The organism is Amycolatopsis arida (assembly GCF_900115565.1).
Lineage (GTDB): Bacteria > Actinomycetota > Actinomycetes > Mycobacteriales > Pseudonocardiaceae > Yuhushiella > Yuhushiella arida.
Genome location: NZ_FOWW01000002.1, coordinates 330,723 through 351,477, shown reverse-complemented (window position 1 = coordinate 351,477; position 20,755 = coordinate 330,723). Strand labels below are relative to the sequence as shown.

General features: G+C 73.4%; 17 protein-coding genes and 1 pseudogene. 15 read left to right on the top strand and 3 right to left on the bottom strand.

Features of this window, described 5'->3' with window-relative positions:
• Positions 1-52: 52 nt before the first annotated feature.
• A complete protein-coding gene (locus BM051_RS06480) occupies positions 53-1,069 on the top strand; it encodes an ABC transporter permease (RefSeq protein WP_092529117.1) in 1,017 nt (338 codons plus the stop codon).
• A 1-nt stretch (position 1,070) separates the two neighbouring features.
• Positions 1,071-2,000, top strand: coding sequence for an ABC transporter permease (locus tag BM051_RS06475; protein ID WP_166677578.1), 930 nt, complete (start codon positions 1,071-1,073; stop codon positions 1,998-2,000).
• Positions 2,001-2,090: 90 nt separating this feature from the next.
• On the opposite strand, the gene BM051_RS06470 is transcribed toward BM051_RS06475, so the two are convergent.
• The gene (locus tag BM051_RS06470; RefSeq protein ID WP_092529631.1) at positions 2,091-3,869 is read right to left on the bottom strand and encodes an ABC transporter ATP-binding protein; all 1,779 of its coding nucleotides are present in this window, start codon (positions 3,867-3,869) and stop codon (positions 2,091-2,093) included.
• A gap of 110 nt (positions 3,870-3,979) precedes the next feature.
• Here BM051_RS06470 and mshB point away from each other — a divergent pair, with 110 nt between their 5' ends.
• The 3 genes from mshB to BM051_RS06455 all read left to right on the top strand — a co-directional run bounded on the left by mshB (position 3,980) and on the right by BM051_RS06455 (position 6,170).
• Positions 3,980-4,840: an N-acetyl-1-D-myo-inositol-2-amino-2-deoxy-alpha-D-glucopyranoside deacetylase gene (gene mshB / locus BM051_RS06465; protein ID WP_092529115.1), complete on the top strand. Its 861-nt coding sequence runs from the start codon at positions 3,980-3,982 to the stop codon at positions 4,838-4,840.
• A complete protein-coding gene (locus BM051_RS06460) occupies positions 4,837-5,253 on the top strand; it encodes a hypothetical protein (protein WP_092529114.1) in 417 nt (138 codons plus the stop codon). The genes mshB and BM051_RS06460 overlap by 4 nt, the downstream gene beginning before the upstream one ends.
• Positions 5,254-5,315: 62 nt before the next feature.
• Entirely contained in the window at positions 5,316-6,170 is an 855-nt protein-coding gene (locus BM051_RS06455) for a hypothetical protein (RefSeq protein WP_092529630.1), read from the top strand.
• Positions 6,171-6,180: 10 nt separating this feature from the next.
• On the opposite strand, the gene BM051_RS06450 is transcribed toward BM051_RS06455, so the two are convergent.
• Positions 6,181-6,984, bottom strand: a complete 804-nt coding sequence (locus BM051_RS06450) for a site-2 protease family protein (protein ID WP_092529629.1) — start codon at positions 6,982-6,984, stop codon at positions 6,181-6,183.
• 423 nt (positions 6,985-7,407) lie between these two features.
• Between BM051_RS06450 and BM051_RS06445 the strand changes: the two genes are divergently transcribed.
• Together BM051_RS06445 and BM051_RS06440 are read left to right on the top strand one after the other, a co-directional pair.
• Positions 7,408-7,692, top strand: coding sequence for a WhiB family transcriptional regulator (locus tag BM051_RS06445; RefSeq protein WP_166677556.1), 285 nt, complete (start codon positions 7,408-7,410; stop codon positions 7,690-7,692).
• A gap of 287 nt (positions 7,693-7,979) precedes the next feature.
• Positions 7,980-11,534 carry a glycosyltransferase gene (locus BM051_RS06440; protein WP_166677555.1) on the top strand — a complete coding sequence of 1,185 codons (3,555 nt, stop codon included), beginning with the start codon at positions 7,980-7,982 and terminating at the stop codon, positions 11,532-11,534.
• A gap of 85 nt (positions 11,535-11,619) precedes the next feature.
• On the opposite strand, the gene BM051_RS06435 is transcribed toward BM051_RS06440, so the two are convergent.
• On the bottom strand, positions 11,620-12,075 hold the full coding sequence (locus tag BM051_RS06435; RefSeq protein WP_092529111.1) for a metallopeptidase family protein: 456 nt from the start codon (positions 12,073-12,075) through the stop codon (positions 11,620-11,622).
• A 199-nt stretch (positions 12,076-12,274) separates the two neighbouring features.
• Between BM051_RS06435 and BM051_RS06430 the strand changes: the two genes are divergently transcribed.
• From BM051_RS06430 to BM051_RS06395, 8 genes and pseudogenes are all read left to right on the top strand, one after another.
• Entirely contained in the window at positions 12,275-12,628 is a 354-nt protein-coding gene (locus BM051_RS06430) for a DUF3499 domain-containing protein (protein ID WP_092529109.1), read from the top strand.
• A gap of 69 nt (positions 12,629-12,697) precedes the next feature.
• Complete coding sequence (locus BM051_RS06425) at positions 12,698-14,053, top strand: phosphomannomutase/phosphoglucomutase (protein WP_092529107.1); 1,356 nt, start codon at positions 12,698-12,700, stop codon at positions 14,051-14,053.
• A gap of 93 nt (positions 14,054-14,146) precedes the next feature.
• The gene (locus BM051_RS06420) at positions 14,147-14,383 is read left to right on the top strand and encodes a Trm112 family protein (RefSeq protein ID WP_092529105.1); all 237 of its coding nucleotides are present in this window, start codon (positions 14,147-14,149) and stop codon (positions 14,381-14,383) included.
• The gene (locus tag BM051_RS06415; protein ID WP_166677577.1) at positions 14,373-15,467 is read left to right on the top strand and encodes an SIS domain-containing protein; all 1,095 of its coding nucleotides are present in this window, start codon (positions 14,373-14,375) and stop codon (positions 15,465-15,467) included. Before BM051_RS06420 ends, BM051_RS06415 begins: the two co-directional genes overlap by 11 nt.
• A 59-nt stretch (positions 15,468-15,526) precedes the next feature.
• Positions 15,527-16,750 (top strand): annotated as a pseudogene (gene manA, locus BM051_RS06410) (mannose-6-phosphate isomerase, class I); the annotation flags it as partial.
• A 118-nt stretch (positions 16,751-16,868) separates the two neighbouring features.
• On the top strand, positions 16,869-17,765 hold the full coding sequence (locus tag BM051_RS06405; protein WP_092529101.1) for a pentapeptide repeat-containing protein: 897 nt from the start codon (positions 16,869-16,871) through the stop codon (positions 17,763-17,765).
• A gap of 214 nt (positions 17,766-17,979) precedes the next feature.
• Positions 17,980-18,906 carry a cation diffusion facilitator family transporter gene (locus tag BM051_RS06400; RefSeq protein ID WP_092529626.1) on the top strand — a complete coding sequence of 309 codons (927 nt, stop codon included), beginning with the start codon at positions 17,980-17,982 and terminating at the stop codon, positions 18,904-18,906.
• A gap of 85 nt (positions 18,907-18,991) precedes the next feature.
• The gene (locus BM051_RS06395) at positions 18,992-20,551 is read left to right on the top strand and encodes an amino acid permease (protein ID WP_092529099.1); all 1,560 of its coding nucleotides are present in this window, start codon (positions 18,992-18,994) and stop codon (positions 20,549-20,551) included.
• Positions 20,552-20,755: the final 204 nt, after the last annotated feature.

Genomic DNA, 20,755 nt, shown 5'->3' with positions numbered 1-20,755 from the left:
ACGACCGGGTGAGGGCGGCACACCAGCCCGAGCCCGGATGAGGAGCAAACCGTTGAACCTGGTTCTCTACGTACTTCGCCGAGTGGCGATCTTCCTTCCGCTGCTGTTCATCGCCACCTTCCTGACCTTCCTGATGGTCGCGGGTGCCGGTGACCCGCTGGCGGAGCTGTACAGCCTGCCGGGGGTGAGCCCGGAGGCGATCGCCGCCACCGCGCACGAGCTGGGGCTGGACAAGCCGCTCGTGCCGCGTTACTTCGACTGGTTGGGCGGCTTCCTGACCGGGGACTGGGGCATCTCGATCGCCCAGGGCTCGGCGATGCAGGAAGTGCAGCCCAAGGTGATGAGCGCCTACTGGGTGACCTTCAAGCTGATCATCGGCGCCGAGATCGTCGCGATCGTCCTCGGCGTGGCGGTGGGCGTGCTGGCCGCCATCAAGCAGTACTCCATCATCGACTACATCGCCACGACGCTGGCGTTCCTGCTGTTCTCGATGCCGATCTTCTGCGTGGCGATCGTGCTCAAGTTCTACGCGATCGAGCTGAACAGCGTGGTGCGCGACCTCGGGCTGAGCGACTGGCTGGGCAACCCCTGGCTGCGCACCACCAGCCCGGAGAACCTGCGTGCCGACGGCGTCGGCGAGTTCGTCGTCAACTACGTCGGCGCCTACCTGCTGCCGACGCTGGCCATCGCGGCCATCAGCTTCGCCGCGTACAGCCGCTTCCAGCGCGCGTCCATGCTGGAGACGATGAACATGGACTACGTGCGCACCGCGCGGGCGAAGGGCCTCTCGTCGTCCCGGGTCATCTTCCGGCACGCGTTCCGCAACGCGTTGATCCCGGTGACCACCCTGTTCTCGGTGAACTTCGCCGCGGTGCTCACCGGCGCGGTGATCACCGAGCGGGTGTTCAACTGGAACGGGATGGGCACGATCCTGGTCGAGGCGGTGAGCAAGAACGACCCCCAGGTGATGATGGGCTGGATCGTGCTCGTGGCCGTGACCGTGGTGACCTTCAACCTGATCGCCGACCTGATGTACGGCATCCTGGACCCGAGGATTCGCGTTGGCTGACATGAACTCGTTGCTCGCCGGGGCCACCAGCAGCGGCCACCCGGCGGGACCGGACGATGAGACCCCCGAGAAGGCGCTGCCGAAGCCGCGCAGCCAGGGCCAGCTCGTCCTGCGCAAGTTCCTGCACCACAAGCTGGCGATGGGCAGCCTCGGCGTACTGGTGCTGCTCGTGCTCGCGGTCGTGCTCCTGCCGTTGTTCTGGCCGTACAGCCACGAGGAGACGGTCGGCGGCTTCCTGCCGCCCTCGGCCGAGCATCCGCTGGGCACCACGCAGGTGGGCAAGGACATGGTGGCCCAGGTGTTGCGCGGCACCCAGTACTCGCTGGCGATCGCGCTCACCGTGTCGGTCCTGGCGACGCTGGTCGGCGTGGTGTTCGGCGCGCTGGCCGGCTACCTGCGCGGCACCACCGACTCGGCCGTCTCCCGGCTCACCGACCTGTTCCTGATCGTCCCGCAGATCGCCGCGGCGGCCATCCTGGTCAAGGTGTTCAGCGGGAGCTGGTACGTGGTGGCGCTGGTGCTGGCCTCGTTCGCCTGGATGCAGATCGCCAGGATCACCCGTGCCGAGACGATGTCGCTGTCGCAGCGGGAGTTCATCGAGGCGGCCCGCGCCGCCGGCGCCGGCACCGGGCGGATCATCTTCAAGCACCTGGTGCCGAACATGGTCGGCAGCATCACGGTGAACGCCACGCTCGCGGTGGCGCAGGCCGTGCTGGCCGAGGCGGCGCTGTCGTTCATCGGCCTCGGCGTGCAGCTGCCGGACACCTCGCTCGGCCGGATCATCGAGGAGAACTACGCCCAGCTCTACGAACGGCCCGCGTTGTTCTGGGGCCCGTTCCTCGTGCTGGTGCTGATCTCGCTGACCATCAACTTCATCGGTGACGGCCTGCGGGACGCCTTCGACCCGCGCCAGCGCCGCATGAAGGCCTGACGCTTACCCGGGTGAACGCCATGAAGGCCACCTTCATCGCGCTCAACGCGATGAAGGTGGCCTTCATGGCAGGTCCGGCCGGAGTGTGGTTCAGTCGGCGACCGGGGCGAGGCGGCCGGCTTCCCAGGCGCGGCGGCGCTCGGCCTGCAGGATCGGGTCGGCCACCGGCGCCGCGGACAGCAGCCGCCGGGTGTAGTCCTCCTTCGGCGCGTGCAGCACCTCGTCCCGGGTGCCCACCTCGACCAGCTTGCCGTGCTGCATCACCGCGACCCGGTCGGCCAGCAGGTCGACCACCGCCAGGTCGTGGCTGATGAACAGGCACGCGAACCGCAGCGTCTGCTGCAGGTCCAGGAACAGGTCGAGCACCCGAGCCTGCACCGACACGTCCAGCGCCGAGGTCGGCTCGTCGGCGATGAGCAGCTTCGGGTCGAGCGCCAGCGCGCGGGCGATCGACACCCGCTGCCGCTGCCCGCCGGAGAGCTCGTGCGGGTAGCGGTTGCGGTAGTGGCCGGACAGCTCCACCTTGTCCAGCAGCGCCGTGACCCGCTCGTCCAGCGCCTTGCCCGAGGAGAGCACCTTGTGCAGCACCAGCGGCTCGGCGATCGACTCGCCGATGGTCATCTTCGGGTCCAGAGTGGACGCTGGGTCCTGGAACACGATGGAGAAGTACCGGCGCAGCGGCCGCAGCTCCTTGTGTGAGAGCCGGGTGATGTCCCTGCCGGCGATCGACACGGTGCCCTCGGTGGGGTCGAGCAGCCGGATCGCGCAGCGACCCACGGTGGACTTGCCGGAGCCGGACTCGCCGACGAGGCCGAGGATCTCGCCCTTGTCGATGTGCAGCGAGACGCCGTCCACCGCGCGGTTCTTACCCTGCCCGCGCCGGCCGGGGAACTCCAGCACCAGGTCCTTGATCTCCAGTGCCGGCGCGTCGGCCTCCAGCCGCGCCGCCAGCTCGGCGTCGTCCAGCCGGACGTCCTCGACGACCTTGGCCGCCGCCACCCGCTCGAGGGCCTCGCCCTCCAGCAGCCGGCGGCCCTCCGGCCGCTGACCCAGTACCGGCACCGCGGCCAGCAGCTTGCGGGTGTACTCCTCCCGCGGGTTGGCGAACAGCTCCCGCACCGGCGCCTGCTCCACGATCTCGCCCTGGTACATCACCACGACCCGGTCGGCGAGGTCGGCCACCACGCCCATGTCGTGGGTGATCAGCACGATGGCGGTGTTCAGCTGGTCGCGCAGCTCGCGCAGCAGGCCGAGGATCTCCGCCTGGACGGTGACGTCCAGCGCGGTGGTCGGCTCGTCGGCGATGATGACCTTCGGGTCGCAGGCGATCGCCATGGCGATCACCACCCGCTGCCGCAGCCCACCGGAGAGCTGGTGCGGGTACTGCCGGAACCGCTGCTCCGGGTCCGGGATGCCGACCATCTCGAGCAGCTCCACGGCCCGCTTGTCCGCGGCGGCCCTGGACAGGTCCTGGTGGGTCTGCAGCGCCTCGCGCAGCTGCCAGCCCACCGTGTAGACCGGGTTCAGCGCGGTCATCGGCTCCTGGAAGATCATCGCGATCTCGTTGCCGCGGATCCTGCGCAGCTGCTTGTCCGCCATCTGGCCGAGATCGAGCTCGCCGAGCCGGCGCTCGCCCTCGATGTCGCTCGTCTTCGGCAGCAGGCCGAGCACCGACATCGAGGTCACCGACTTGCCCGAGCCCGACTCGCCCACGACCGCGACGATCTCGCCGGGCGCCACGTCGAAGCCGATGCCCTTGACCGCGTCGACGATCCCGTCCTCGGTCCGGAACGAGATGCGCAGGTCGGCGATGGACAGGACGGAACCCGACGTGCCGGCGAGGTTCGCCGTTGTTGCTTCAGTGCTCACCACATGCCCTTCGTGGGGGTACTAGACGTCACCGCAGGTAGACGGCACTCGCGCGAGGATAACCGAGGCGCCGCCGGCTGTGGTCACGACGAAGGAACTAATCTGCAGCCGTGACCTCCGCAGGATCCCGCAGGCTACTCCTCGTGCACGCCCACCCCGACGACGAGACCATCGCCACGGGCGGCACGATCGCGCGGTACGCCGCCGAGGGCGTGCGAGTGACGCTGGTGACCTGCACGCTCGGCGAGGAGGGCGAGATCATCCCGCCCGAGCTGGCGCGGCTCGGCCCCGCGGAGGCCGACCAGCTCGGCGGCTACCGCGCCGGAGAGCTGGCCGCTGCGGGCGCCGCGCTGGGCGTGACCGACCAGCGCTACCTCGGCGGGATCGGCCGGTGGCGTGACTCCGGGATGGCCGGCACGCCGAGCATCGAGCACCCGCGGGCGTTCGTCCAGGGCTCCCAGCCCGAGCAGGTCGCGCAGCTCGCCGAGATCCTGGCCGAGGTGCGGCCGCAGGTGGTGGTCACCTACGACGAGTTCGGCGGCTACGGCCACCCCGACCACATCCGCGCCCACGAGATCACCATGGCGGCGGCCGACGAGTGCGACGTGCCGCGAGTGTTCCACGTGGTGCAGCCGGCGACGGCGCTCGCCGAGGGGCTCGCCGCGCTGCGCGACCGGCCGGACGTGCCGTTCCGGGTGCCGGCCGCCGGTGAGCTGCCGGCCGTGCCGGACGCACGGGTCACCACGGCCGTCGACATCGGTGCCCACCTTGACGCGAAGGTCGCCGCGCTGCGGGCGCACGCCACCCAGGTCAGCGTGCCCGAGCCGGCTACCTGCTTCGCGCTGTCCAACGGCATCGCCCAGCCGCTGCTGGACACCGAGTACTACGTTGTCGCCGCACGTGAGCGCGGTCGGGCTGGGGACATCGAGCAGGGCGTCGAGCGGGACCTCTTCGCCGGCCTCGACCGATGACCGCTTCCGGTGCCGTCCGGTTCGCGCTGCTCGCGCTGCTGGTGCTCGACGCCGTCCTGCTGTCCACGCTCGAGCTGCTCTACCTGCCGCTGCGGCTGGACGGGCTGATCCTGCCCCGGCTCGGCGACGTGCCCTTCCCGGTCACCGTGGTGCTGGCGGCGCTGACCACGCCGCTGCTGGTCACCTCGGCCGCGCGGCTGGTTCATCCGCGCGCCGCGATTGTTCCGCTCGCGGTGTGGGTAGTGACCGTGCTGTCCGTCGGGCTGCTCGGCCCCGGCGGCGACCTGGTGCTGCTCGCCGACTGGCGCACGCTGCTCCTGCTCGCCGGCGGGGTGCTCCCGGCGGCGGTGGCGCTGGGCGGCACGCTCGGCAGGGCCCGCGCCAGGACGGCAGGAGGCGGGCATGGCCGATGATCGTGAAGTTGGTCGTGTCTGCCGACCGGGTGCGGGTGTCCCGCAAGGCGCAGGAGGCGAGGATGGCTGAGGTGATCTCCGACGCCCAGGTGGTGGCGGTGCTTCGCCCCTTCGTGCGGGCGACCGGGCCGCTGCTCGACGCGCTGCGCGAGGCCGAGCCGCTCGGCCTGCGGTCCACCCGGCGGCGGCGTGCCGGGCAGAGGGATGCCGAGAGCGGTGGCGTCCAGGACGGGGACGGCGCGGCCGAGCTCGCCGCGGTGCCGCGCGCGCGGCGGTGGTGGTTGGTCCGCCGGCTCAGGGCGGTCAGGGTGCCGGGCACCCAGGCGTGGACCCGGATGACCCCGGATCAGCGCACCCGCTGGTGGGTCAACCGGGTGGGCCGGTTCACCTCCCTGCTCACCGCCGTGCCCGGCCTCGGTGGCGTGCTGGCCGACCGGCTGCCGATCCAGGACGCCGTGGGCGCGGCCAGCCAGGGGCTGCTGCTCTGCGCCATCGCCGGGGAGTACGGCGTGGTCGACACCGGCGACCGGGTGCGGCTGCTGGCCTGGGTGCTGTTCCAGCGCGACGTCGACCCCGCGCTGGCCGCGGGAAGGGCCGCCGAGCACGACCGCGCGGCGGAGGACGCCGAGACCGCCCAGCTCACCGAGGAGGTGGCCGAGGCCGAGCGCCGGCACGGCAAACTCACCCTCAAGGCGGCCGCGCGGACCCTGTGGCGGCTGGGCCGTTCCCTGCTGGCCTTCCCCGGCGAGCTGGAGAAGCGGCCGCGCGGGCGCTTCTACCACCGGTTGTTCGGGATGCTGCCGGTGGTCGGCATGCTCGCCGACTACCTCGGCGAGCGCTCGGCGCTCAAGCGGTTGGCCCGGCGGGCCTGCCGGTGGCTGGAGCGGCGGGGCGCGCTGTCCGGGCCGGCTTCCTGATCCGCTCTGATCAGCGCCAGAACATGAAGGCAGTCTGCCCGACCGCCGCGGCCTGCTCGTCGCCGCCCACGGCGCCGAAGACCAGGAAGGAGAGGTCGAAGAACAGCTCGCGGACCGTGGGCACGGCGATGATCAGGGCGAACAGCACCAGCGGCGCCCACGGGCGGGCCTTCGCGCCCAGCTCGCGGGCCTGCGGCGACAGGTAGGGCTCGAGCGCGCCGTAGCCGTCCAGGCCGGGCACCGGCAGGATGTTCAGCACGAACGCGATGATCTGCAGCATCGCCAGGTAGGAGAGTCCGACCGCGAGCCCGTACGGCATGGGCACGAGCACGACCACCGCGGTGAGGGCGGCGCCGAGGGCCAGGTTGGTCAGCGGGCCGGCGAGCGACACCCAGGACGCCACCGACCGGTTGCGCAGCGCCCAATGGTTGATCCACACCGCGCCGCCGGGCAGCGGGATCCCGCCGATCGCCAGGATCAGCAGCGGCAACACGAGGGACAGCACCGGGTCGGTGTAGCGGCGGATGTCCATCGTGAGGTAGCCCTTGGCGGCCACCTCGTGGTCGCCGCCGCGGTAGGCCACGACGGCGTGCCCGAACTCGTGCAGGGTCAGCGACGCCGCCCAGCCGCCGATCACCAGCAGCACGATGCCCAGCGTGCCGAGCAGCTGGTGGTCGAGCGAGATCGGCAGCGTCTCACCGCCGAAGTCGACCACCGGAAACGGGGCCTGGACGGCCGCCAGGATGCCGCCGACCGCGGTCACGGCCAGAATGAGGAAGAACAGGGGACTGGGACGCACTGCGGATCGTTGCACGCCCACAGTCTTCCTTACGGCTCTCCGGTCACGCGATCGTGTTCGGCGGGCCGTGCGGGTGGGCTGGGTGACACCCGTCGTACAGCTGTTGTGAAGTTCCCGGCGTGTCCGCTTGCGCACGGGCGGCGAAGTATCCCCCAAACTTGCGACTCGGCTTGACCTGGCCGCATGACACGGGTGTAATCACATTGATGTCATTCGGCGCCGCACAGGGGGGCGTCGGTGGTGTCCACCCGGTACGGGGACGGCGGCGGACCACTCCGCGCGCAGGCCGGTCGGGTGCCGAAGTTCCGGATGATCGAGCGCCGGGTGATCGCGAGTCGTGCCGGTGCCCATCGTTCAACACCGCCAGCCTGGGGAGTGCGTGGAAGCGAGGAGGCGGACGTGCGGTTAGCAGCAGATGGAAGGGAATGGGGGCGCGTCATGGATTCCGGCGAACACCCGGAGGAGGAGCTGGGCGTTCTGCCGGACCTGTTCGACGCGGAGGAGCCGCCGGAGTGGCAGGACCGCGCGCTGTGCGCGCAGACCGACCCCGAGGCGTTCTTCCCGGAGAAGGGCGGGTCGACCCGCGAGGCCAAGCGGATCTGCCAGGGCTGCGAGGTCAAGGACGAGTGCCTCGAGTACGCCCTGGCGCACGACGAACGCTTCGGCATCTGGGGCGGACTGTCCGAACGCGAGCGTCGGAAGCTGAAGAAGCGGGCCGGCTGAGCCGGATCGGCCCGCCCGGCCGGAAGAGGGGTCCGGCGGAGAGGGCCGCGCCGTGCCGAGCGTGGACGCCGTGCCTGAGGTGGACGCCTCGGGCGGGCATCTCGGCTGGACCTCGAATGGACACAGTGGAGGGTGCGGTGTCCGGCGGGGTGGCGCGCTCCGGTGCGGATGACCGGCGCGCGGGTGACCCGGGAGCGACCCGCCCGGGAGCGACCCGACTGAGCGGTGACACCGCGTCGTAGGCTGGGCCCACCCCAACCGTTCCGCGCTCGTTCCTGGAGGGGTTCTTGCCCCGCACCCCCACACCACCGCTGCGCACCGCGCCCGTGCTGGCGATCCTCGTGTGTCACAACGGCGAAGCCTGGCTCCCGCTCGCGCTGTCGGCGCTGCGCCGCGGCACGATCCGGCCGCGGCACGTCCTGGCCGTGGACACCGGCTCCACCGACCGCACACCCGAGCTGCTGGCCGAGGCGGTCCGCGGCGCCGCGGTCGACAGCATCACGGTCGAAAGCACGGCCGTCGAGGACACCGTGGTCGAGAACGCCGTGGCCGAGGCCACCGCAATCGAGGCCACCGCAATCGAGGACGCGGTAGTCGAGGGCACCGCGGTCGAGGGTGTGGCGGCCGCTCGGGAAGATGCCGGCGGCGGGCGGGCCGAGCCGGTCCTGTCCGGGGTGCTGACCCTGCCGGCCGGCACCGGGTTCGGCGCGGCGGTCGCGGCGGCCGTCGCGCACGCGGAGGAGCGCTGGGGCGACCCCGGCACCTGGCTGTGGGTGCTGCACGACGACTGCGCCCCGGAGCCGGACTGCCTCGACATCCTGCTCAGGGCCGCCGAGGCCGCGCCGTCGGCCGCCGTGCTCGGCCCGCTCGGCGTCGACTGGGCCGACCCGCGGCTGATCGTCTCGGCCGGGTTGTCCACCGACGCGTCCGGGCACCGCCGGCACGTCGCCACCGGCGAGGGCGAGCGCGGCGCCGCACCCGAGCAGAGCACCGAGGTGCTCGCCGTGCCCAGCGCGGGCGCGCTGATCCGTCGAGGGCTGTGGACCTGGCTCGACGGTTTCGACCCGGCGCTGCCGCTGCTGCGCGAGGACCTCGACTTCGGCTGGCGGGCCAACGCCGCCGGCGCGCTCGTGCTCTCGGTGCCGCTGGCCCGGGTGCGGCACGCCCGCGCGGCGAGCCGGGGCCTGCGCGCGACCGCCGCGTTGCCGGGCTCGTTGGCCGCCGCCGACCGGGCCCACGGCCTGCGCACCTTTCTGGTGAACTGCTCGACCCTGTCGTTCCTGCTGGGTGTCCCCCGGCTGGTGGTGCTGTCCGTGCTGCGCGGGCTCGGCTTCGCCGTGCTGCGCGACGCCACCAGGGCCCGTGCGGAGTTCGCCGCCGCCGGCTACCTGCTCTCCGGCAGGGCGAAGCTGCGGGCCGCCCGCTCCGTCCGGCGGGCCGCCGGCACCGGTCCTGGCGGGCCCGTGCGCGGGCTGTTCACCAGCAGGCTCGCCCGGCTGCGGGCCGCGGTTCGGCGCGGGGTGGTGCACCTGGTGCGCCGCGGGGTGGCCAGCGAGGCCGCGCTGGGCCGGCTCCCGGCCGAGGTGGTCGAGGGCGCCAGCACCGCCGCGTGGATCCCGCCGGAGGCGATGGCCGGCCGCGGCCCGCGGGCACGTCCGGTGGGACCGGAGGCCCTGCCCGCGGGCGCCGTCCGGGGCGGAGGGCGAGGCGGGGTGCGCGGCCTCGGCCTGCGCCGGCCGGGTGGTGTGGTGGCGGTCGCCCTCCCGGACCGCGCGGCGCGGGACCACCCCGCGGAGCGGGAGCCCGCCGGCGAAGCCGTGCCGCGCCCCTCACCGGGCCGGCGCGTCGACCGCGAGCTGGTGTTCGTCGAGGTTGACCGCCGCAGGGTGCTCGCGGCCACGGTGTTCGCCCCGCCGGTGGTGCTCACCGTGGTGCTCACCGCGCTCGCGCTGGTCGTGCACGCCGGGCGGCTCGGCCTCGACCTCGCCGGTGGCCGGCTGCTGCCGGTCGGCGACCTCGGCCAGGTGTGGTCCACCTACCTCGCCGCGTGGCACCCGGTGGCGGGGGGCACGGCCGCGGCGGCGCCGGTCACGCTGGCCGTCCTCGGCGTGCTCGGGGCCCCGCTCGCGCCGCTCGGCGGACCCGCCGCCGCCGTCGCGCTACTGCTGATCACCGACGCCCCGCTGGCCGCGCTGGTGGCCTACGCCGCCACCCGGCGGCTGCGGGTGCGCCGCTGGGTACGCGCCGGCGCGGCCGCGGCCTACGGGCTGCTGCCAGTCGCGACCGCGGCGGTCGCCCAGGGCCGGCTGGACGTCGTGGTGGTGCACATCCTGCTGCCCGCCCTCGTCGCCCTGCTGGCCGCGGTGCTCACCAGGGCGGACCGGCGCTGGCTGAGCACGGCGGCGCTGTGCGCGATCGTGCTGGCCCTGGTCGGGGCGTTCTCTCCGCAGGTGCACGCGCTGGCGCTGCTCGGGCTCGCCGGCGGGTTCGTGGTGCTGCCGGGCTCCGGCCGGCTGCCCCGGCGGATCGCCGCGATCGCGATCACCGTGCTGCTGCCGCTGGCGTTGCTGCTGCCGTGGCTGCCCGCGGTGCTGGCCCATCCGGCGCTGCTGGCGCACGGCCTCTCCGGCGCCGACCCGGTGCCGCCGGCACCCGCCGAGCTGGTGGGGCTCGACCCCGGCGGCCCCGGCGCGCAGCCGCTGGGCGTGTTGCTGGTGGTGGCCGCGCTGGTCGCGCTGGTGCTGCGGCCGAGCCGGCGGGCGCTGCCCGGACTCGGGGTGGTGGCGCTGGGCGCCGCGGGGGTCGTCGCCACCCGGCTGGTGACCATCCCGCCGGCGGGGGGCGGCGAGCCGGTGCCGGGCGACCCCGCGGTGCCGCTGCTGGTGGTCGCGGCCGGGCTACTGCTGGTCGTGCTCGGCGCCGTGACCACCGACCCGACCACCGGCCCCGTCACCGCTCCGGTGCCGGCGCTGCTGCCGAGGATCGCCGCCGCCGGCGGGGTCGCGGTGCTGGTCGCACTGGTCGCCGGGGCCGCGGTGAGCGCGCGGTCCGGCCCGCTGCGCGCCGACGGTGGCCTCGAGCTCGCGTCCTCGCTCACCCGCGAGCTCACCGAGACCGGCCGGTCCGTGCTCGTGCTCGGCGGGCCCGGCGAGTCGGTGCGCCAGGTCGCCGGCCGGCTACCCCGCCACGGCGACGACGCGCTGGTCCCGGTGGCCGGCAGCACCGAGCGGCTCGCCGCCTGGCGGCGTGGCCTGCTGGCCGGGTCCCGGGAGGCGGTGACCGCCGCGGCCGCCGCCGGCGTGCTGCTCGTCGTGCTGCCGCCGGGGCAGGGCGCGGAGCGGCTGCGGCAGGCCGCGCCGGACCTCGTGGCCGGTGCGCCACCCACCGACGACGGCCGGGAGGTCGTCCGGCTGTTGCCCACCGGCGGCCCGGTGACGCTGATCGCGCCGGAGCAGGCCCGGCGTGCCGTCAGCGGGCAGCCGCCGAGCGGGGACCTGCGGGGCGGCACCTCGGTCGCCCCGGTGGATGCCGAGCTGCCGACCGTGCGGGTGCGGGTGTCCGACGGGCCGGCCGGCCGGCTGCTGGTGCTCGCGGCCAACGTCGAGCCGGGCTGGCGGGCCACCGTCGACGGCCGGCGCGAGCCGATCGTGCCGGCCTGGGGGCACCTGGTCTCCGTGGCGGTGCCGACCCGGCAGTCGGAGGTGGTGGTGGAGTACCCGGGCACCTGGCACGGCGTGCTGCTGCTCGGGCAGCTCGCCGCGGTGCTGTTCGCCGCGCTCACCGCCGTGCCGGCGCGCGGTGGCACGGCGAGGCCGGGGCGGCCCAGCGCCGGCGGGTCCTAGCCGCCACCAACCGTCACCAGGTCCAGCGCGACCTCGGCGAGCTCCGTTTCCCGCCCAGTCCCTGCCTGGTCCTAGTCAGCCCTGCTCAGCCGCCCTCGATGATGTCCGGGTCGACGCCGAGGTAGCCGGCGACCTGCTCGACCAGCACGTCGTGCACCAGCTCGGCCAGCTCGGCGGCGTCCTTGGCCCTGGCCTCCAGCGGCCGCCGGTACAGCACGATCCGCGCGCGGGTGGGCAGGCCCGCCCGGTCCACCCCCGCCGGCACCAGCCGGGACAGCGGCACCGCCCCGTCGTGCAGCACGCCCTCCGCGGCCGCGTCGCCCCTGCGCACCTCGGGCACGTCGTCCACCGCGACGTCCAGCTTCGTCAACTCGTGCCGCCAGCGCGCCTCGATCGGCTCCAGGGCGTCCAGCACGAGCGCGTCGAACCGCTCGGCCCGGCTCGCCGCGGCGGGCAGCGACGCTGGGTACAGCGGTCCGCGCAGCCCGCGGCCGTGCCGGTCGCGCCGCAACCGGTACCGCCGCCGGGATCCACGAGCCATCGCCACGAACGGAAAGGGTACGCGGGGTGCGCCCACCGGCGCCGGGGGCGGTGCGTGCCCACGCCGTACCCACGCTGGCGCCCTCGCGGGTGCCCACTGGGCCGGGCGGAGCAACCCCGCCGCGTGGCACGGTGCGAGTCGGTGTGTTATCGGTGCGCCTGCGCCACCCGCGGCGCCGGACCGGCTATCGTGATCAACCGTGCCGAGCGTAAGGAAGTGTTCGCGGACGGGTTGCCTCGAGCCCGCCGTTGCCACGCTGACCTACGCCTACAGCGATTCGACCGCTGTGGTCGGGCCACTGGCTACGGCGTCGGAACCACACTCCTACGACCTGTGCGAGGAGCACGCGCTGCGCCTCACCGCCCCGAAGGGCTGGGAGGTCGTGCGCCACGAGGGCGGGTTCGCCGCGCCCGAGCCGTCCAGCGACGAGCTCACCGCGCTGGCCGAGGCGGTCCGCGAGGCCGGCCGGCCGGACCGCCCCGCCACGCAGGCGGAGCCGGAGGCGCCCTCGGGCCGCCGCGGTCACCTGCGCGTGCTGCCCGGCCGCACCTGAGCACCGTCCGCCGGTAGGCTTCCCCGCGTCGGATGGAAAGCCACCAACGAGACAGTGCGGGGAGCGGGCGTGTCGGACCTGTCGGGGATCGTGAAGGCCTACGACATTCGCGGGGTCGTCGGTGAGCAGCTCGACGCCGACGTCGTCCGGGACTTCGGGGCGGCGTTCGCGCTGCTGATCAAGCCGGACTCGCCGTCGGTGGTGGTCGGTCACGACATGCGCGAGTCCTCCCCGGGGCTGGCCCGCGCGTTCGCCGATGGCGTCACCTCGCAGGGTCTCGACGTGGTGTCGATCGGCCTGGCCAGCACGGACATGCTCTACTTCGCGTCCGGGTCGCTGAACATGCCGGGCGCGATGTTCACCGCCAGCCACAACCCGGCGAAGTACAACGGCATCAAGCTGTGCCGCTCCGGCGCCGCGCCCGTCGGGCAGGACTCCGGGCTCGCCGAGATCCGGGACACCGTGGAGCAGGGCGTGCCGCCGTTCGCCGGCCAGCCCGGCACGGTCACCGAGCGGGACGTGCTCGCCGACTACGCGGCCTACCTGCGCGAGCTGGTGGACCTCTCGGCCAGCCGGCCGCTGAAGGTCGTCGTCGACGCCGGCAACGGCATGGGCGGGCACACCGTGCCGAAGGTCTTCGAGCGACTCCCGATCGAGATCGTGCCGCTGTACTTCGAGCTGGACGGCAACTTCCCCAATCACGAGGCCAACCCGCTCGACCCGGCCAACCTGGTGGACGTGCAGGCCAAGGTGCGCGAGGTCGGCGCCGACGCCGGGCTGGCCTTCGACGGCGACGCCGACCGCTGCTTCGTGGTCGACGAGAACGGCGACCCGGTGCCGCCGAGCGCGGTCACCGCGCTGGTCGCCGTGCGCGAGCTGCGCAAGGAGCCCGGCGGCACGATCATCCACAACCTGATCACGTCGAAGGCCGTGCCGGAGATCGTGGCCGAGCACGGCGGGAAGCCGGTGCGCACCCGCGTCGGCCACTCGTTCATCAAGGAGAAGATGGCCGAGACCGGCGCCATCTTCGGCGGCGAGCACTCCGCGCACTACTACTTCCGGGACTTCTGGCGGGCCGACACCGGTATGCTTGCCGCATTGCACGTGCTCGCCGCGCTGGGCGAGCACGACGGCACCCTGTCGGACCTGACCGCCGAGTTCACCCGGTACGCCGCGTCCGGCGAGATCAACTCGACGGTGGACGACCAGGTCGCCCGCATGCTCGCCGTGAAGGACGCCTTCGCGGGGCGCAGCGGGGTGGTGATCGACGAGCTGGACGGCCTCACCGTCGACCTCGATGAGGCGGGCTGGTTCAACCTGCGGCCGTCCAACACCGAGCCGCTGCTCCGGTTGAACATCGAGGCGCCGACGGAGGCGCGGGTGACGGCGCTGGCCGACGAGGTGCTGGCGATCGTGCGTGGGTGAGTCGGCCGAGCCGCCCGCGGCACCGGGGATCACCTCGGTTGCATGGCAGTAACGGGCAGTTTATCCCGTGCCCCGGGATGGTATGGAGGAACGATGGCTGTCACTCTCGACGAGCAGTTGCTGGAGATCCTCGCGTGTCCTTCCGAGGACCACGCGCCCCTGCGCGTCGGGACCCCGAGTGACCCCCAGGCCGACGCGCTCACCTGCACCTCGTGCGGTCGGGTGTTCCCGGTCCGTGACGGGATCCCGGTGTTGCTCCTGGACGAGGCGGAGGGTGGCCCAACGGAGCCCGAGGCACAGCGGGATGGTCCCCGTGGCGATGGTGCTTGACGACTCCCTGCTCGACGACCCGGTGCGGCTGGCCGAGGCGGACGTGGCGGGCACGCTGCGCGCGGCCGCGATGGCCGGCGCCCAGGTCCGGGCCACCGCCGAGACCGCCGCCGAGGTCGAGCTCGTCGACCGGCTCGACCTGGGCCGGCCGCGGGCGATGGTGCTGGTGTCCCGGCCCGGGGTCAGCCGGGGCGCGTTGCATCTGCTGGCCGCCCTGCTCGGCCCCGCGTGCCCGGTGCCGCTGGTCCTGTCCGACGTGGTGCCGAGCTGGATCGGGGCGCTGGACGTGGTACTGGCGCATACCGACGACGGGGGCGACCACGAGCTCGCCACCTCCCTGGAGCGGGCCGCCCGCTACGGCGCCACCGTGGTCCTCTCCGCCCCGCCGGACGGTCCGATCGCCTCCGCGGTGGCGGGCCGCGGACTGCTGCTCGCGCCGCGGGTGCCGGTGCCGCCCGAGCTGACGTTCCCCCGCGCGCTGGCCGCCGGGCTGCTCACCGCGAACGCGCTGGGCCTGCTGGTCGCCGACGTCGAGGCGCTGGCCGACCACCTCGACGGCGAGGCCGAACGCTGCCACCCCGGGCACGAGTCGTTCACCAACCCGGCGAAGTCGCTGGCGCTGCGGCTGGCCGAGCGCACCCCACTGCTGTGGGGGCTGGATCCGCTCGCCACCGCGGTGGCCGAGCACGCGGCCCACGCCTTCGCCGCCCACGCCGGGCGAGTCTGCGACGCCGCCGACCACCGCCAGGCCATGGCCCGGTCCGCGCTGCTGCACGCGGCGATGACCGCCGGCGGCGAGCGCGACATCTTCGCCGACCCGGAGGACCAGCCCGCCGGGGGCGGGTTCCCGCCGCGGGTGCTGCTGCTCGCCGTGCGCGCCGGCTCGGCCGCTGACGCCGCCCGGTACCGGGCCGAGGAGCTGCTGCCGGGCGCCGACGTGGTCGCCCCGGCGGAGGAGATCGACGCGGACGAGGTCGGTCGCGCCGCGGTCCTCGCGCTGCGCTGCGAGCTGGCCGCCGTGTACCTCGGCCTGGCCGCGGGGACCATCGGGGGAGCCGGCCGGTTCACGTCCGCCACGGCGTGAGGCGTCGGCAACGAGGTGCCGGGCGGGCAAGGCGTCCGGCGAAGGGTATGAGGTGAGACGTGGAGCTACTGCGCAACGCCGTGCGGCCGTACGCGTGGGGGTCCCGCACCACCATTCCGGAGCTGCTCGGGCGACCGGTCCCGGCGCCGCACCCGGAGGCGGAGCTGTGGATGGGCGCCCACCCGGGTGACCCGTCCAGGGTGGTGGGCGCCGACGGGGTGGAGCGCAGCCTGCTCGACCTGGTCACCGCCGACCCGGTCGGCCAGCTCGGCGACCGGTGCGCGCGGCGGTGGGGTGACCGGCTGCCGTTCCTGCTGAAGATCCTGGCCGCCGAGGAGCCGCTGTCGATGCAGGCGCACCCCTCGGCCGAGCAGGCGGCGGAGGGATACGCGCGGGAGGAGGCCGCCGGCATCCCGCGGGACGCGCCCAACCGGAACTACCCCGACCCGACGGCCAAGCCCGAGCTGGTCTGCGCGCTCACCGAGTTCCACGCGCTGGCCGGGTTCCGCGACCCGGACCGTACGGTGAAGCTGCTGCGGGCGGTGGAGACGCCGGGGCTGACCAAGTACACCGAGCTGCTCGCCGGGCAGCCCGACCCCGACGGCATGCGGGCGCTGTTCACCACCTGGATCACCCTGCCGCAGCCCGCGCTGGACGAGCTGCTGCCGGAGGTGCTGGAGGCGTGCGTGCGGCACGTCAAGGACCGCGGTGAGTTCGACCTCGAGTGCCGCACGGTGCTGGAGCTGGGCGAGACGCACCCGCGCGACGCCGGGGTGCTGGCGGCGCTGCTGCTGAACCGGCTGACCCTGCACGCCGGGGAGGCGATCTACCTCCCGGCCGGCAACCTGCACCTCTACCTGCACGGCACCGCGGTGGAGATCCTCGCCAACTCGGACAACATCCTGCGTTGCGGGCTCACCCCGAAGCACGTCGACGTGCCCGAGCTGCTGCGCGTGGTGAACTTCGCCTGCGGCGACATGCCGGTGCTGCGTGGGCACGCCGAGGGGCGGATGGCCGTGTACCGCACCGACGCGCCCGAGTTCGAGCTGTCCCGCGCCGAGTGGGCCGCGGGCGAGCGGGACGAGCTCACCCTGAGCTGCGCCGGGCCGCAGATCCTGTTGTGCACCGCGGGCGAGCTGCTGGTGTGCGCGGAGGACGGCCGCGAGCTCGTGCTGCGTCGGGGCGAGTCGATGTGGCTGGCCGCGGCCGACCCCGCGGTGCGGGTGTGTCCCGCGGGCGGCGAGCCGGCCTGCCTGTTCCGCGCCACGCCCGGCGTGAGCGAGCGTGCGAGCGAACGATTCAACGCAGCAGCCCGGCGAACGCCGCTGACGAGCGTCAGCGAGGAGGGGGTGTGAGCGAGCGTGCGAGCGAACGATTCGACACAGTGAGCCGGTAGCGGTCGTGCCCGAGCGGTCCCGGTTGCGGGCGGACTGTGCCCGCTGCGCCGCGCTGTGCTGCGTGGCGCCGACGTTCGCGGCGTCGGCCGACTTCGCGATCGACAAGCCGGCCGGGCGGCCGTGCCCGAACCTGCTCGCCGACTTCCGCTGCGGCGTGCACGACGGCCTGCGCGAGCGTGGCTTCCCCGGCTGCGCGGTGTTCGACTGCTTCGGGGCGGGGCAGCACGTCACCCAGGTGACCTTCGGCGGCCGGAGCTGGCGGGACGACCCCGCGGTGGCCGGGGAGATGTTCCGGGTGTTCGGCGTGCAGCGGCAGCTGCACGAGCTGCTCTGGTACCTGGACGAGGCGTTGGACCTGGTCGGGGACGGCGCGTTGGCCGACGAGCTGCGAGCCGTTCGCGCGGAGACCGAGCGGCTGGTCGCGGCGTCGCCCGCCGAGCTGGCCGAGGTCGACCCGGCCGCGCGTCGGCGACAGGTGGGCCCGCTGCTGGCCAGGGTGAGCGCCGCCGTGCGCTCCGCCGGCGGTCCCGACCACACCGGCGCCGACCTGGTGGGCGCCCGGCTGCGGGGCGCGGACCTGCGGGACGCCGGGTTGCGGGGCGCCTATCTGCTCGGTGCCGACCTGCGCGGCGCGGACCTGCGCGGGGCCGACCTCCTCGGCGCGGACCTGCGGGCGGCCGACCTGCGGGGCACGCGGCTGGCCGGCGCGCTGTTCCTCACCCAGCCGCAGCTCGCCGCCGCCCGCGGTGACGCGGCCACCACGATCCCCGCCGCGCTGACCCGCCCCGAGCACTGGACCGGGCCGGCGTCCCCGGCCACGCCCGCTCCGCCCGGCACCCGGCGCCGCTCCAGCCGCGGTGGCAACCCGAGCCGCGGCCGACGGCCCCGCCGCCGCTCCTGACCCGCCCGGCTCCGGCCCGCGTGCCGCCGGTGCGCGCATCAAGGGGCCTGGGTGGCGGGAACGCCATGAAGGCCACCTTGCTGGCGTCGAGTGCGATGATGGTGGCCTTGATGGCCTTGATGGCGCTGAGGTGGAGACCTCTAAGCTGCACGCGACCATTGCGGCAAACCGGCGCTCGGCGGCACGGGCGCCCGAACTTCAGGTGGGGGACGGCGTGGCGGCGAGTGGTGGAACCAAGGCGATCATGGCGGCCCTGCTGGCCAACGCGGGGATCGCGGTGGCCAAGTTCGTCGGCTTCCTGATCACCGGGTCGTCGTCGATGCTGGCCGAGTCGGTGCACTCGGTCGCCGACACGTCCAACCAGGGCCTGCTCCTGCTCGGCCAGAAGACCGCCAAGCGCGAGGCCACCCGCGAGCACCCCTTCGGCTACGGGCGCGACCGCTACTTCTACGCGTTCGTCGTCGCGTTGCTGCTGTTCACCCTCGGCTCGGTGTTCGCGCTCTACGAGGGCATCCACAAGATCCAGCACCCGGAGTCACTCACCACCCCGATCGTCGCGGTGATCATCCTGGTGGTCGCGATCGTCCTGGAGACGTTCAGCTTCCGCACCGCCATCCGGGAATCCCGGCTGGTCAAGGGTGACGCCACCTGGTGGGGCTTCGTCCGCCAGTCCAAGTCGCCCGAGCTGCCGGTCGTGCTGCTGGAGGACGCCGGCGCGCTGTTCGGCCTGGTGTTCGCGCTGATCGGCGTCGGCCTGGCGGTGCTCACCGGCGACCCGATCTGGGACGGCGTGGGCACGGTCATGATCGGCGTGCTGCTCGGGGTCATCGCCATCGTGCTGATCATCGAGATGAAGAGCCTGCTGATCGGCGAGGGCTCCGGCGAGCAGGAGCTGCGCACCATCGTCGACGAGCTCGCCGCCAAGGACGACGTGCGCAGGGTCATTCACATTCGCACCCAGTACATCGGCCCCGACGAGCTGCTGGTGGCCGCCAAGCTCGAGCTGGCCCCCGGGCTGGCCACCGCGGAGATCGCCCGCGCCATCGACGCCGCCGAGAGCCGGGTGCGGGCGAAGGTGCCGGCCGCGCGGCTGATGTACCTGGAGCCCGACCTCTACCGGGAATCACTGGCCCGGGAATGATTCACCCGGCCGGGTGGGCTTCCGTCGTGACTACCGCTAGGGTGGCCGGCGGCCCTGAGATCCAGGTCACCCGAGGAGGTCGACGTTGCCCGGAACGGGTTTGTGGCGCACGAAATCGGTCGAACAGTCCATAGCGGACACCGACGAGCCGGACACCAAGCTACGCAGGAACCTGAGCGCGTGGGACCTGGCCGTCTTCGGTGTCGCCGTCATGATCGGTGCGGGGATCTTCACCCTCACCGCGCGGGTCGCCGGCGACCTGTCCGGGCCGTCCGTCGCGCTGGCGTTCGTCTTCGCCGGCGTCGCGTGCGCGCTGGCCGCGCTGTGCTACGCGGAGTTCGCCTCGACGGTGCCGGTGGCCGGTAGCGCCTACACCTACTCCTACGCCACGTTCGGCGAGTTCCTCGCCTGGATCATCGGCTGGGACCTGATCCTCGAGTTCTCCGTCGCCGCCGCGGCCGTCGCCAAGGGATGGTCGGTCTACCTGCAGACCGTGCTGCGGTACGTGTTCGGCGAGGACATCGCCACCAGCGCGGAGATCCTCGGCGTCACCGTGGACTGGGGCTCGCTGCTGCTGGTGGTCGTGCTGGCCACGATCCTCACCATGGGCACCAAGCTGTCCTCGCGGTTCAGCCTGGTGATCACCGCGATCAAGGTGGTCATCGTGTTGCTCGTGATCGTGTTGGGCATCGCCTACATCAACCCGGACAACTACACGCCGTTCGTCCCGCCGGCCGCGGAGGGCGCCGAGGCCGGTGGCGGGCTGGAGCAGTCGCTGCTGTCGGCGATCTTCGGCAGCGAGGGCAGCGTGTACGGCGGCTTCGGCCTGCTGGCCGGCGCCTCGATCGTGTTCTTCGCGTTCATCGGCTTCGACATCGTCGCCACCACCGCCGAGGAGACCCGCAACCCGCAGCGCAACGTGCCCCGCGGGATCCTCGGCTCGCTGGCCATCGTCACCGTGCTCTACGTCGCGACCGCGCTGGTGGTCGCCGGCATGGTCCCGTACCAGCAACTGGCCACCGACGCCGAGCCGGAGGGCCGCAAGACGTTGGCCACCGCGTTCTCCTTCCACGGGGTGGACTGGGCGGCCAACGTCATCTCGATCGGTGCGCTGGCCGGGCTGACCACCGTGGTCATGGTGCTGCTGCTCGGCCAGCAGCGGGTGCTCTTCGCGATGTCCCGGGACGGGCTGCTGCCCCGCCCGCTGGCGAAGACCGGCAAGCACGGCACTCCCGTGCGGGTCAACGTCCTGGTCGCCGTCGTCGTCGCCGTCGCGGCCACCTTCTTCGACGCCGGCAGGCTCGAGGAGATGGTGAACGTCGGCACCCTGTTCGCGTTCATCCTGGTCTCCGCCGGCGTGCTGATGCTCCGCCGGAAGCGGCCGGACCTGCGGCGCGGGTTCCGGGTGCCGCTGGTGCCGCTCGTGCCGATCCTGGCGATCGCCGCGTGCGCCTGGCTGATGATCAACCTGACCGTGCTCACCTGGCTGCGGTTCCTGGCTTGGATGGCGCTCGGCGTGATCCTCTACTTCGCCTACGGCCGGCGGCACGCGCTGCTCGGGAAGCGCCAGCGGGACGGCGTCACCGAGACAGCGCCGCCGGTGGTCGAGGGCGATTCGAAGGAGACGCCGGACCGGCTGAACTGACCCTCCGGAGTGGACCCGGTCGAGCCGGCCCCCGGGCTCGACCGGGTCACCGCCGGGCCTCGAATCTGTTACTGATCAACGGACAGTGTCACCAGCTCCCCCTGATGGGGTAGGTTCCAGGCGCCCGTTCGCCCGCTGGTGGCACTGTCCGTTGTGGTTCGCTCCACGGCCGGTACGCCACGGGCCTCGGCATCCCCCGAAACC

Bases quoted from the DNA above. Each gene is read 5' to 3' on its own strand.
- BM051_RS06475 (WP_166677578.1), top strand. From the start codon at position 1,071: ATGAACTCGTTGCTCGCCGGGGCCACCAGCAGCGGCCACCCGGCGGGA.
- BM051_RS06460 (WP_092529114.1), top strand. From the start codon at position 4,837: ATGACCGCTTCCGGTGCCGTCCGGTTCGCGCTGCTCGCGCTGCTGGTG.
- BM051_RS06455 (WP_092529630.1), top strand. From the start codon at position 5,316: ATGGCTGAGGTGATCTCCGACGCCCAGGTGGTGGCGGTGCTTCGCCCC.
- BM051_RS06445 (WP_166677556.1), top strand. From the start codon at position 7,408: ATGGATTCCGGCGAACACCCGGAGGAGGAGCTGGGCGTTCTGCCGGAC.
- BM051_RS06435 (WP_092529111.1), bottom strand. From the start codon at position 12,075: ATGGCTCGTGGATCCCGGCGGCGGTACCGGTTGCGGCGCGACCGGCAC.
- BM051_RS06420 (WP_092529105.1), top strand. From the start codon at position 14,147: ATGGCTGTCACTCTCGACGAGCAGTTGCTGGAGATCCTCGCGTGTCCT.
- BM051_RS06415 (WP_166677577.1), top strand. From the start codon at position 14,373: ATGGTGCTTGACGACTCCCTGCTCGACGACCCGGTGCGGCTGGCCGAG.